Genomic DNA, 12,828 nt, shown 5'->3' with positions numbered 1-12,828 from the left:
CGCCACCACCCCGCACACCGCACCCGTGGCGACCACCGGCGCGACAGCGCCGCGCGACCGACACGTGGCCGCGCTCCTGGCGCGCGTGGCGCATGACTTCGCCGCCCCGCTGCAGCCACTGCTGCGCGAAGGCGTGCGCCGCCAGCTGGATTACCAAGACGTGGCCTATGCCACCACCTATCTGGACCGCATGGCGCGCATCGTGCGCCTGCCGGACGACAGCAGTGGCGTGCTGGCCGCCACCGTGGCCCGCCACCTGGCGCTCTGGATGTCCTACGAGGACACCATCCGCGTGGCCGACCTGAAGACCCGCGATTCGCGCTTTGCCCGTGTGAAGGGCGAGGTGGGCGTGCAGGGGGACCAGGTGGTCGCCATCAAGGAATACATGCATCCGCGCCTGGAGGAGATCTGCGAGACGCTCCCGGCGTCGCTCGGACGCTGGCTGGCCCGGCCGAACTGGGCCAATCGCCTGGTGGGCCGTCTCACGCAGCGCGGTCGCATCATCCACACCAGCTCGGTCGCAGGCTACCTGATGCTCAGCACGGTGGCTGGCATGCGCCGCTGGCGGCGCAGCACGCTGCGTTTTCTGGCCGAGGACGCCCGCATCGAGGCCTGGCTCGCGCGCATCGAAACCACGGCACGGCGCAATCCGGCGCTGGCGATCGAGGTGGCGCAGTGCCAGCGCCTGGTCAAGGGCTACAGCGATACCCACGCCCGCGGCCTGCGCAACTACGAAACCGTCATGGCCGCGCTGGCCCGTGCCGACGACGGACTGCCGCCTGCCACCCTGCGTGAACTGCGGGAAGCCGCGCTGGCCGACGAGCATGGCAAGGCCTTGCAGGCAAGCCTTGTCCGGCACGCGCTGGCCTGACCCAATCCACCCCATTCCCCCCGCCTGAGCCCTGCCGGCATCCTGACTGTCCGACCGAGAGAGACCACCGCCATGACCCGCCCGCTGCTGTCCTCGCTCTTTGCCGCTGCCCTCCTCGCCGTGGGGGCCACGGCCGCCAACGCCGCGGAAGTCACGCTGCGCGCCATCAACTCCTTCCAGGAAGGCACCTACTTCGCCGAGAACTTCGAGGCCTTCGTGAAGAAGGTCAACGACGAAGGCAAGGGCCTCGTGCAGATCCGCTACATCGGCGGGCCCAAGGCGATTCCCACCATGGAGCAGGGGGCGGCCCTGCGCAACGGCGTGGTCGACATGGCCCACACCACGGCGGCCTTCACCGCCGGCGTGGTGCCCGAATTGATGGCGCTGAACTACGCCACGCGCCCCCACCACGAGCTGCGCACCAACGGCGCCATCGATTACCTGAACAGCATCATGCGCGCCAGAACCTGATGTACTTCGCCCGCACGGGCGACCAGGTGCCGTATCACATCTACCTCACCAAGCCGATCGACAAGCCCGATCTGAAAGGCCTGAAGATCCGCATCGCGCCCATCTACCGCGAGTTCTTCCAGACACTCGGCGCGAGCGTGGTTCAGACCGCACCGGGCGAGGTCTATACGGCGCTGGAGCGCGGCGTGGTCGACGGCTACGGCTGGCCGGTGCTGGGCCTCTTCGACATGGGCTGGCAGAACGTCACCAAGTACCGCGTGGATCCGGGCTTCTACGTGATGGAGCTGGGCATCCAGTTCAACAAGAACGCCTGGGAGAAGCTCAGCCCCGAGCAGAAGGCCTTCCTCGAGAAGCAGCGTGACTGGCTCGAGCAAATGTCCCTGGAGAAGTCCGTCAAGGACGTCGAGCGTGACCTGAAGCGCCAGGCCGAGGCCGGCATCCAGCCCATCACCTTCAGCGAAGCCGACACCAAGGCCTTCCTGCAGGAGTCGCTCGACAAGGGCTGGGACGGCGTGTTGAAGGCAAGCCCGCAGCACGGCGCGAAGCTGCGCGAGCTGATGGTTTCTCCCTGACCCCGTCGCCTGCCCGGAGACTGCCATGTCCGCCTCCCTGCGCACTGACGTGCTGCCCCCGGCGCAGCGCACGCTACCCGCGCTGCTGCGCCATGCGGCCCGGCAGCACGGGCAGGCGCCCCTGCTCACCCTCGGCCAGACGCAGTGGCGGCACGCCGACGCGGCGGACCACGCCGCCCGGCTGGGCACGCAGCTGCGGGCCGCCGGCATCCAGCCCGGCGATCGCGTGGCGATCCTCTGCGGCAATCGCATCGAGTTCCTCCAGGCCTTTCTCGCCTGCGGCTGGATCGGCGCCGCGCTGGTGCCGATCAACACAGCGGCCATGGGCCCGCAGATCGCCTATCAGCTCGCCAACAGCGGCGCGCGTCTGCTGTGCGTGGAGGATGCGCTCGTCGAACGGCTGGCGTTGTCCGAGCTCGACCCGGCCGTCCTCCAAGCCATCTGGGTGATCGGCGCGCCCCCTGCCGAGCCCACGCTGCAGGGCGTGGCTTGCGTGGCCTTTCCGGACACGGACGTCGAGGCTGCCGAGCCTGAGGCGGTACGGGCCGGCGACATGCTGGCCGTGCTGTACACCTCGGGCACCACGGGCCCGGCCAAGGGCGTGACCTGCCCCCAGGCGCAGTACTACTGGTGGGGCGTGCACACCGCCGACATCCTGGACGTCACGGCCAAGGACGTACTGGGCACGACGCTGCCGCTCTTTCACATCAACGCGTTGAATACCCTGGCCCAGGCCCTGGTGACGGGCGCGAGCGTGGTCTTCGAGACACGCTTCTCGGCCTCGGGTTTCTGGCCGCTCATGCAGCGCAGCGGCGCCACCGTGGTGTATCTGCTGGGCGCCATGGTGCCCATCCTCCTGGCCCAGCCGGCGAACGCCAGCGAGCGCGCCCACGGAGTGCGCCTGGGCCTGGGGCCCGGCGTGCCGCCCAGCGCGGCCTCGGCGTTCCTCGAGCGCACGGGTGTGCGTCTGCTCGAAGGCTACGGCTCCACGGAGACGAACTTCGTGATCGCCGCGTCAGCCGATGCCCCGGTGGACGGGCGCATCGGCTTCGTGCGCCCGGGCTTTCAGGCCCTCGTGGTGGACGACGAGGACGTGGAGCTGCCGCCCGGCGAGGCCGGTGAGCTCGTCCTGCGGGCCGAGGAACCGTTTGCCTTCGCCACCGGCTACCTGGGCATGCCGGACAAGACGGTCGAGGCCTGGCGCAACCTCTGGTTCCACACAGGCGACCGCGTGGAGCGTGACGCCCACGGCAGCCTGCGCTTCATCGACCGCATCAAGGACGCCATCCGCCGCCGAGGAGAGAACATTTCCTCCTACGAAGTGGAGCAGGTGCTGCTGAGCCATCCGGCCGTCGGCACGGCAGCGGTGTTCCCCGTGCGCTCCGAGCTCGCCGAGGACGAAGTCATGGCGGCTCTCATCGTGAAGCCCGACGCCCGCCTCGACATGACGGAACTCGCCGAGTTCTGCGCGCAGCGGCTGCCCTACTTCGCCGTGCCGCGCTACGTGGACGTGGTGGACGACTTGCCGCGCACGGCCAATGGCAAGATCCAGAAGTTCGTGCTGCGCGAGCGCGGCATCACGCCCACGGCGTGGGATCGCCTGCCCTCAGGCGGACGCGGGGGCCGGTCATGAGTGCAGTCAGCACGCTGGCCGGGCAAACCGTCGTCATCACGGGCGCCGCCCAGGGACTCGGGCTGGCCATGGCACACGCGTTCGCCCAGGCCGGCGCCAGCGTGGCACTGGCCGATCTCGCCGACAGGGCCGTGGCCCCGGCCCAGGCGCTGGCCGCCCAGGGCGCCGACGCCCTTGCACTCTCGCTGGACGTACGCGACGAAGCCGCCTTCACCGATGCCTTCGCCCAGACGATCCGACACTTCGGTCAGGTCGACATCCTCGTCAACAACGCCGCACGCACGCCCACCACGGATCTCTGGGCCATCGACGCCGCCGAATGGGACGACGTGCTCGCCATCAATCTGCGTGGCACCTTCTTTGGCTGCCGCGTGGCCGGGCGCCACCTGCGTGAGCGGGGCGCGGGCCGCATCCTGAATCTCGCCTCACTGGCCGGCCAGCAGCCCAGCCGCGCCACGGGCGCGCACTACGCCGCGGCCAAGGCCGGCATCGTCGCCCTCACCCGCAGCTTCGCGACCGAGCTCGCCCCGCACGGGGTGACAGTGAACGCCATCGCCCCCGCCGCCATCGACAGCCCGCCGCTGCAGGCCTTGCCCGGCCCCCAGCGCGATGCCCTGCAGGCCAGCATTCCGCTGGGTCGCTTCGGCCACGCCGACGAGGTTGCCGCCGCCGCGCTGTATCTCGCTTCCCCTGCCGCCGCCTTCATCACCGGCGCCACCCTGGACATCAATGGCGGACGCTTCATGCGATGACGCCTTCCCCCGTTTGCAGCCCCCTCGCGCGTCCTGCGCGCCCCCTGGCAGTCTGACCCCTGGAGTCCGTCCCATGAAACGCCCGCTGCTGTCCTCGCTCTTCGCCGCCGCTCTCCTCGCCGTGGGGGGCGCTGCCGCCCACGCGCAAGAGGTCACCCTGCGTGCCATCAATTCCTTCCAGGAAGGCACCTACTTCGCCGAAACCTTCGAAGCCTTCGTGAAGAAGGTGAACGACGAAGGCAAGGGCCTCGTGCAGATCCGCTACATCGGCGGCCCCAAGGCCATCCCCACCATGGAGCAGGGTGCCGCGCTGCGCAACGGCGTGGTGGATCTCGCCAACACGACCGCGGCCTACACCGCCGGCATCGTGCCCGAGGTGCTGGCGCTGAACTACGCCACCGTGCCCTTCCAGGAGCTGCGCAAGAACGGCGGGCTGGATTACCTGAACTCGGTGATGGCCAAGCACAACCTCATGTACTTCGCCCGCACGGGCGATCAGGTCCAGTACCACATCTATCTCACCAAGCCGATCGACAAACCCGATCTCAAAGGCCTGAAGATCCGCATCGCGCCCATCTTCCGCGACTTCTTCCAGTCCATGGGCGCCACGGTGGTGCAAACGGCCCCCGGCGAGGTCTACACGGCGCTCGAGCGCGGCGTGGTCGACGGCTACGGCTGGCCGTTCCTCGGCATCTTCGACATGGGCTGGCAGAACATCACCAAATACCGCGTGGACCCGGGCTTCTACATGCTCGAGCTGGGTATCCAGTTCAACAAGGCCTCCTGGGACAAGCTCACGCCCGAGCAAAAGGCCTTCCTCGAGAAGCAGCGCGACTGGCTCGAACAGATGTCCCTGGAGAAGTCCAAGGCTGACGTGGCCACGGACCTGAAGCGCCAGCAGGACGCCGGCATCCAGCCCATCACCTTCAGCGAAGCCGACACCCAGGCCTACCTCAAGCAGTCCCTGGACGCGGGCTGGGCCGGGATCCTCAAGAACAGCCCGCAACACGGCGCCAAGCTGCGTGAGCTGATGGTCGCGCAATAAGCACCGGCATCACCCTGGTGGGAGCCATCATGAAACTGTACGACCTGATCATGAAAGCCTGCGGAGCCATCGCTGCCATCCTGGTGGCCGCGATGACCGTGCTGGTGAGCTACGACGTCATCGCCCGCAACCTGGGGCTGGGCAGCCTGGACTGGATCCTCGAGATCAGCGAATACATGCTGCCCGCGGCCATCTGTGCGAGTGCGCCGTGGCTCATGTATCGCAACCAGCACATCCGGCTGGACGTGCTCAACATGGTGCTCTCACCGGCCGCCCTGAAGCGGGTGGACCGACTCGCCGCCCTGGTCGGCGCCATCGTCAGCGGCATCTTCGCGTGGTACGCGGTGCGCCTGATGCTCGACGCCAAGGCCTCGGGCAGCCTGGTATTCAAAAGCCTGGTGTTCCCGGAATGGTGGGTGTTCGTGCCCGTGCCGATCGGCTTCGGCCTGCTCGCCATCGAGTGCGCGCGCCGGGCGCTGCTGCCGCGCAGCGTGCATGACGAAGCCCATGCTGCCGAAGGAGGTGCATGATGGAATGGTGGCAAGCACTCATCGTCTTCTTCGGTGGATTGACGGTTCTCCTGATGATCGGCCTGCCGGCCGGTTTCGCCTTCATCACCATCAACCTCATCGGTGCGGTGGTGTACTTCGGCGGCGAAGTGGGCCTGATGCAGGCAGTGCGCAACGGCGTGTCGTCGGTCACGAACTTCTCGCTCACGCCGATACCGTTCTTCCTCCTGATGGGCGAACTGCTCTTTCACACCGGCGTGGCGTTGAAGGCCATCGACGCCTTCGATCACGTCATCCGGCGCGTGCCTGCACGTCTGTCGGTGGTGGCTGTCGTGGCCGGCACGGTGTTCTCGGCCATCTCGGGCTCCACCGTGGCGACGACAGCCCTGCTCGGCAGCCTGCTGCTGCCCGAGATGCTGCGCCGGATGTATCACCCGCGCATCGCCATGGGCCCGATCATGGCCATCGGCGCGGTGGACATGCTGATCCCGCCCTCAGCGATCACGGTGCTGCTCGGCAGTCTCGCGCACATCTCGATCTCGGGCCTTCTGATCGCGGGCGTCATGCCGGGCCTCATCCTGTCCGTGGTGTTCGTGAGCTACATCATCATCCGCGCCAAGATGAATCCGTCGCTGGCCCCCTCGGGCGACGAGGGCGACACCTCCGTGAAAGGCTGGGCGCGGTGGCGGCCGCTCGTGGTGCACGTCTCACCGCTGGTCGCGATCTTCGTGCTGGTGGTGCTGTCCATGACGCAAGGCTGGGCCACGCCCACCGAGTCCGCCGCCCTGGGCGCGCTGGCCAGCTTCATCGTGTGCCTGCTGTACGGGTCCGTCACCTGGTCGAACCTCGCCAAGTCCCTGACCGGCACGGCGGCCATCACGGGGGTCATCCTCTTCATCATCATCGGTGCTTCCACGTTCGCGCAGATCCTGGCGTTCTCGGGGGCCACGGATGGCTTGGTCACGCTCATTCGCGACTCGGAGCTGTCGAGCTGGACCGTGCTGCTCCTCATGATGGCAATCCTGCTGGTGCTGGGCTGCTTCGTGGACCAGGTGAGCATGATGCTGATGACGCTGCCCTTCTTCATGCCGCTGGTGGCCTTCTACGGCTGGGATCCCCTGTGGTTCGGCGTGATGTACCTGATCTGCATGCAGCTGGGGCTGCTCACCCCGCCGTTTGGCATGCTGGTCTTCACGATGCGCAGCGTGGCGCCCAAGGAGATCGCCACCAAGGAGATCTTTGCTGCGGTCACGCCCTATGTGCTCTTCGGCCTGCTGATGCTCATCGCGGTGATGCTGGTGCCGGGGCTGGCCACCTGGCTGCCCAACTTCATGCTGAACTAGGAGCACAGCATGCATGTGGTGATGATGGGAACCGGTGCGCTGGGCGGTCTCTTCGCCCACCACCTGGCGCTGGGCGGGGCCGAGGTGCTGGGCGTGGACAACGCGCCCGCACACCTGGCAGCGATGCAGGCGCATGGACTGCGGGTGCGTTCTGCCGAGGGGGATGTGCGCTCGCCGATCCCGGCCTTTGCCGCCACGCCACCCGCCCGTGTGGCGGACGTGCTGGTGTGCTTCGTCAAGGGCTTTGGCACCGTGGCCGCCATGGCGGCCGCGCGTCCGGCCATTGGTCCGAACACCTTGCTCGTCACACTTCAGAATGGCCTGGGCAATGCCCAGGCCATCGCCGACGCCTTCCCCGGCAATCCGGTGCTCTACGGCCTGACCACCCTCACCAGCGATCTCGTCGCGCCGGGCGTGATCGAACCGCTCTCGACTGCCGCAGGCAACACGGATCTCTGGGGTGATACGGATGCGGCCCGGCAACAGGGAGCAGCCTTCGTCGACGTGCTGCAGCGCGGCGGCATCGCCGCGCGACTGGCGCCCGACATCACCCTGTCGATCTGGAAGAAGCTCGCCGTCAATTGTGCGCTCAATCCGCTGTGTGCCCTGACCGGAATGCGCTGCGGCGAACTGGTGGATCTTCCTGCCATGGTGCCGGCCATCGATACGCTCGTGGATGAAGTGGCCCACGTGGCGCAGGCGCTGGGCGTGCCCCTGCCTGCGGACAGGGCACGCGCTTACGTCCATCAGGTGGCGCAGGCATCCCGCCGGCACTACCCCTCCATGGCCATCGACGTACGCCATGGCCGGCGCACCGAGATCGAGACGCTGTGCGGCGCGGTGCTGCGCGAGGCCGACCGCCTGAACCTGCCCGCTCCCGGCCTGCGCCAGGCCTCTGCCCTCGTGAGCGCGCTGGATGCGCGGCTCGCATCATGAATCTTCCCGCGCATTTAGTTTAGTTGTAAACTATCTCAGACTAAACTTCTTACCCAGCGGCAGCGAGGCACCCATGAAGATCGTTTGCATCGGCGGCGGCCCCGCCGGCCTGTACTTTGCCCTGCTCATGAAGCAGCAGGATCCGTCGCACGACATCACGGTCGTCGAGCGCAACCGCCCCTTCGACACCTTCGGCTGGGGCGTGGTGTTCTCCGATCAGACGCTCGCCAACCTGCGCCAGGCCGATCCGGTCACCTCGGCCCAGATCCTGGATGCCTTCAACCACTGGGACGACATCGAAGTGCGCATCGAGGGCGAGACCGTGCGCTCGGGCGGTCACGGCTTCTGCGGCATCGGCCGCAAGCGCCTGCTCAACATCCTGCAGGAACGCTGCATCGCGCTGGGCGTGAATCTGGTCTTCGAGACCGATGTGCAGAGCGATGAGCAATACCCCGATGCCGATCTCATCATCGCCGCCGACGGTCTGAACAGCCGCATCCGCGCCAAGTACGCCGCCACATACCAACCCGACATCGATCTGCGCCAGTGCCGTTTCGTGTGGCTGGGCACGAACAAGCTCTTCGAGGCCTTCACCTTCGCCTTCGAGAAGACCGAATGGGGCTGGTTCCAGGCGCATGCCTACCGCTTCGACGACAACACCTCCACCTTCATCGTCGAGACCACGGAAGACATCTGGCGCGCCGCGGGGCTGGAGACGATGGAAAAGGAAGACGCGATCGCCTTCTGCGAGAAGCTCTTTGCCAAGCATCTGGACGGCCACGCGCTGGTGTCCAATGCCTCGCATCTGCGCGGCTCGGCCCAGTGGATCCGCTTTCCGCGCGTGATCTGCCGCAAGTGGGTGCACCACAACGGCAACGCGCCCGTCGTGTTGATGGGCGACGCCGCCCACACGGCGCACTTCTCGATCGGCTCGGGCACCAAGCTCGCGCTCGAAGACGCCATTGATCTGGCGCGGAACATCGGCGAGCATCCCGGCGATCTTACGGCCGCCCTGGAGCGCTACGAGCAAACCCGCAGCGTGGACGTGCTGCGCATCCAGAACGCCGCGCGCAACTCCACCGAATGGTTCGAACACGTGGACCGCTACACCGGCCTGCCGGTGCAGCAGTTCGCGTATTCGCTGCTCACGCGCAGCCAGCGCATCAGCCACGAGAACCTGCGCGAGCGCGACGCCGGCTACGTCGAGAATTTCGAGCGCTGGCTGGCCACCCAGGCCGGTCAGGCGGACAAGGCGCCGCCGCCCATGTTCACGCCGTTCACGGTGCGCAGCGTCACACTGAAGAATCGCGTCATGGTCTCACCCATGGCGCAGTATTCCTGCGTGGACGGCATGCCGGCCGATTACCATCTCATGCACCTGGGTGCGCGTGCCATGGGCGGCGCCGCGCTCGTCATGGCCGAGATGACCTGCGTCTCGCCCGACGCGCGCATCACGCCGGGGTGCCCGGGCCTGTGGAACGAAGCCCAGCGCGACGCCTGGAAGCGCATCGTCGACTTCGGTCACGCCCACGGCTGCGGCGCCAAGATGGCGATCCAGATCGGTCACGCCGGCGCCAAGGGCTCCACGCGCCTCGCCTGGGAAGGCATCGACCAGCCGCTGGACGAGGGCAACTGGCCGCTGCTCTCGGCTTCGCCCCAGCAATACCTGGAGGGCGTGAGCCAGCACTCGCGCGCCATGACGCGCGAGGACATGGACCGCGTGAAGGCGGACTTCGTGCAGACCACGCGCTGGGCGGCTGAAGCGGGCTTCGACTGGCTGGAGCTGCACTGCGCGCACGGCTACCTGCTCTCGTCCTTCATCTCGCCCCTGACCAACCAGCGTGATGACGAATACGGCGGTTCGCTCGAGAATCGCCTGCGCTATCCGCTGGAAGTGTTCAAGGCCGTGCGTGCCGTCTGGCCCGAGCATCTGCCGATGTCGGTGCGGATCTCCGCACACGACTGGGTGGAAGGCGGCATCACGCCGGACGACGCCATCGAGATTGCGCGCGCCTTCAAGGCCGCGGGCGCGGACATGATCGACTGCTCGGCCGGGCAGGTGAGCAAGGCCGAGAAGCCGGTGTATGGCCGCATGTTCCAGACGCCGTTCGCGGATCGCGTGCGCAACGAGGCGGGCATCGCCACCATCGCGGTGGGCGCGATCTCCGAGGCCGACCACGTGAACAGCATCATCGCCGCCGGACGCGCCGATCTGTGCGCCGTCGCGCGCCCGCACCTGGCCAACCCGGCCTGGACGCTGGACCAGGCCGCCCGCCTGGGCTTCACCGATCTGGAGTGGCCGCCCCAGTACCGCGCCGCCAAGATGCAGCTCGAGCGCAACCTCGAACGCGAACGCAACCAGGCCGCGGCCGCCCAGGCCCTGGCCGTGGCGCTGGCGGAGCAGGCATGAGCGGCGTAGCCCTGGAAACGGGCACCGTGGCATCCGCCGCGCCGGGGAGCGTCGTGGCGCAACCGGCCGAGAGCGCCGCCGCGGTGACCGAGACGCAGGGCTCGTCCCTTGTGGGCGGGCGCCTCGCGGGCCGCCATGCTGTCGTCACGGGCGCCGCGCGCGGTATCGGGGCAGCCATCGCCCAGGCGCTGGCCGCCGAGGGCGCACGCATCACCCTGCTGGGGCGCAAGCTCGACAGGCTGCGTGAGACCGAAGCCATGCTGCCCGGCAGCGGGCATCTGGCGCTGGTCGTGGACGTAGGCGACGAAGCGGCAGTGACTGCAGCCTTTGCCGCGGCCCGCGCCGGCATCGGCCCGGTGGACATTCTCGTCAACAACGCCGGCCAGGCCGCCAGCGCGCCGCTGCACAAGACCAGCCTGGACCTGTGGCAGCAGATGCTTGCGGTCAACCTCACGGGCGTCTTCCTGTGCAGCCGCGCGGCCATCACCGACATGACGGCCGCCAAGCGCGGGCGCATCGTCAACATCGCGAGCACGGCCGGCCAGAAGGGTTACGCCTACGTCGCCGCGTATACTGCCGCCAAGCACGGTGTGGTGGGCCTGACACGGTCCATGGCGCTGGAGTACGCGCGTGCGGGCATCACCGTCAACGCCGTGTGCCCCGGCTATACCGACACCGACATCCTGCGCGAGGGCGTGGCCAACGCCGTGGCCAAGACGGGCCGCGACGCGGACGAGATCCTGGCCGAGTTCCTCGCAGGCAACCCCCAAAAGCGCGCCATCCAGCCCGATGAAGTGGCCGACGCCGTGCGCTGGCTGTGCGGCGACGCCGCCGCCAGCGTCACCGGCCAGTGCATCTCCGTCTCGGGTGGCGAGGTCACATGAAAGACGACGTATCCCACGAATGGCTGCGCGATGCGCAGGGCCTCGGCCACGAGGCCCGCGTGCACCCGGACGATCACTCCGCCCTCAAGCTCTGGCTGCGCCTGCTCGCCTGCACCCGGCAGATCGAGACGGACATCCGCCAGCGCCTGCGTGCGCACTTCGACATCTCCCTCGCACGCTTCGATTACATGGCGCAGCTCTACCGCTATCCGGAAGGCCTGAAGATGCGCGAGCTCTCGCAGCACCTCATGGTCACGGGCGGCAACGTCACCGGCCTCACGGACGAACTCCAGAACGAAGGCCTCGTCGAGCGCCGCCCGAGCCCGAACGACCGCCGCTCCTGGATCGTGAGCCTGACGCCCCAGGGCCGCACGAGCTTCGAGGCCATGGCGAACCAGCACGAAGCCTGGATCGTGGAGATGCTCTCGGGCATCAGCGACGCCAACGTGCGCCAGCTCTACAAGGGGCTGGGCAAGCTGCGCGTGCACCTGCATACCTCAGACCCCGCCCTTGCCGGGCGCGGCGACAACCCGAAGGAGACGACATGAGCACAGTTCCGACCGGCAATCCGATGGCCGGCCAGGCCAAGGCGTTCGCCAACCACACGGCGCGCCACTTCCTTTGGGAAGTCTCGGCCGACGGCAAGGTGGGCACCATCACGCTGAACCGCCCGGACCGCAAGAACCCGCTCACGTTCGATTCCTACGCCGAGCTGCGCGACCTCTTCCGTGGCCTGGTCTACGCAAGCGACGTCAAGGTCGTGGTGATCGCCGGCGCCGGCGGCAACTTCTGCTCGGGTGGCGACGTGCACGAGATCATCGGCCCGCTCACGCGCATGACGATGCCCGAGCTCATGGACTTCACGCGCATGACGGGCGACACGGTCAAGGCCATGCGCGCCTGCCCGCAGCCCATCATCGCCGCCGTGGACGGCGTGTGCGCCGGCGCCGGTGCCATTCTGGCCATGGCCTCGGACATGCGCCTGGGCACCGAAGCCTCGCGCACCGCGTTCCTCTTCACGCGGGTCGGGCTTTCGGGTGCGGACATGGGCGCGTGCGCCATCCTGCCGCGCATCATCGGCCAGGGGCGTGCCGCCGAGGTCCTCTACACCGGTCGCGCCTTTGGCGGCGACGAAGGCCTGCAATGGGGCTTCTACAACGCCCTGCATGCCTCGGATGCCCTGCTGCCCGCCGCCCAGGAGCTGGCTGCGCGCATTGCCGCCGGCCCCACCTTCGCGCACGGCATGACCAAGACCTGCCTGCACCAGGAATGGTCGATGGGCGTGGATGAGGCCATCGAAGCCGAAGCGCAGGCCCAGGCGATCTGCATGCAGACCGAGGACTTCCGCCGTGCGTACGAGGCGTTCGTGGACAAGCGCAAGCCGGTGTTCGAGGGCAACTGA

The 12,828-nt window shown here is 68.0% G+C and carries 13 protein-coding genes; all 13 read left to right on the top strand.

The genetic code is table 11. The annotated features are described in order from the left end of the window. A partial coding sequence (locus tag IMZ29_RS18670) for a DUF6537 domain-containing protein (protein ID WP_371820352.1) occupies positions 1-871 on the top strand: 871 nt, incomplete at its 5' end. Positions 872-943: 72 nt separating this feature from the next. After that, on the top strand, positions 944-1,342 hold the full coding sequence (locus IMZ29_RS18665) for a type 2 periplasmic-binding domain-containing protein (protein WP_216186900.1): 399 nt from the start codon (positions 944-946) through the stop codon (positions 1,340-1,342). After that, positions 1,342-1,914, top strand: a complete 573-nt coding sequence (dctP, locus tag IMZ29_RS18660; RefSeq protein WP_216186898.1) for a TRAP transporter substrate-binding protein DctP — start codon at positions 1,342-1,344, stop codon at positions 1,912-1,914. Before IMZ29_RS18665 ends, dctP (IMZ29_RS18660) begins: the two co-directional genes overlap by 1 nt. 25 nt (positions 1,915-1,939) lie before the next feature. Then, positions 1,940-3,547, top strand: a complete 1,608-nt coding sequence (locus tag IMZ29_RS18655) for an ATP-dependent acyl-CoA ligase (RefSeq protein ID WP_216186896.1) — start codon at positions 1,940-1,942, stop codon at positions 3,545-3,547. After that, on the top strand, positions 3,544-4,299 hold the full coding sequence (locus IMZ29_RS18650; protein ID WP_216186894.1) for an SDR family oxidoreductase: 756 nt from the start codon (positions 3,544-3,546) through the stop codon (positions 4,297-4,299). Before IMZ29_RS18655 ends, IMZ29_RS18650 begins: the two co-directional genes overlap by 4 nt. 73 nt (positions 4,300-4,372) lie before the next feature. Continuing rightward, the gene (dctP, locus tag IMZ29_RS18645) at positions 4,373-5,344 is read left to right on the top strand and encodes a TRAP transporter substrate-binding protein DctP (RefSeq protein WP_216186892.1); all 972 of its coding nucleotides are present in this window, start codon (positions 4,373-4,375) and stop codon (positions 5,342-5,344) included. A 29-nt stretch (positions 5,345-5,373) separates the two neighbouring features. Then, positions 5,374-5,874 carry a TRAP transporter small permease gene (locus IMZ29_RS18640; RefSeq protein ID WP_216186890.1) on the top strand — a complete coding sequence of 167 codons (501 nt, stop codon included), beginning with the start codon at positions 5,374-5,376 and terminating at the stop codon, positions 5,872-5,874. After that, on the top strand, positions 5,871-7,196 hold the full coding sequence (locus tag IMZ29_RS18635) for a TRAP transporter large permease (RefSeq protein ID WP_253207262.1): 1,326 nt from the start codon (positions 5,871-5,873) through the stop codon (positions 7,194-7,196). The genes IMZ29_RS18640 and IMZ29_RS18635 overlap by 4 nt, the downstream gene beginning before the upstream one ends. A gap of 9 nt (positions 7,197-7,205) precedes the next feature. After that, positions 7,206-8,132 carry a ketopantoate reductase family protein gene (locus IMZ29_RS18630; protein ID WP_216186888.1) on the top strand — a complete coding sequence of 309 codons (927 nt, stop codon included), beginning with the start codon at positions 7,206-7,208 and terminating at the stop codon, positions 8,130-8,132. Positions 8,133-8,205: 73 nt separating this feature from the next. Further along, positions 8,206-10,542, top strand: a complete 2,337-nt coding sequence (locus tag IMZ29_RS18625; RefSeq protein ID WP_216186886.1) for a bifunctional salicylyl-CoA 5-hydroxylase/oxidoreductase — start codon at positions 8,206-8,208, stop codon at positions 10,540-10,542. Further along, on the top strand, positions 10,539-11,426 hold the full coding sequence (locus tag IMZ29_RS18620) for an SDR family NAD(P)-dependent oxidoreductase (RefSeq protein WP_216186884.1): 888 nt from the start codon (positions 10,539-10,541) through the stop codon (positions 11,424-11,426). Before IMZ29_RS18625 ends, IMZ29_RS18620 begins: the two co-directional genes overlap by 4 nt. Next, entirely contained in the window at positions 11,423-11,974 is a 552-nt protein-coding gene (locus IMZ29_RS18615; protein WP_216186882.1) for a MarR family winged helix-turn-helix transcriptional regulator, read from the top strand. Before IMZ29_RS18620 ends, IMZ29_RS18615 begins: the two co-directional genes overlap by 4 nt. A gap of 23 nt (positions 11,975-11,997) precedes the next feature. Beyond that, positions 11,998-12,828 carry an enoyl-CoA hydratase family protein gene (locus IMZ29_RS18610; RefSeq protein WP_253207266.1) on the top strand — a complete coding sequence of 277 codons (831 nt, stop codon included), beginning with the start codon at positions 11,998-12,000 and terminating at the stop codon, positions 12,826-12,828.

It is taken from the genome of Verticiella alkaliphila (assembly GCF_018904615.1).
GTDB classification, from domain to species: domain Bacteria; phylum Pseudomonadota; class Gammaproteobacteria; order Burkholderiales; family Burkholderiaceae_B; genus Verticiella; species Verticiella alkaliphila.
Note: the sequence above shows the minus strand (reverse complement) of the source record. Positions and strands in the feature narration are given on the sequence as shown.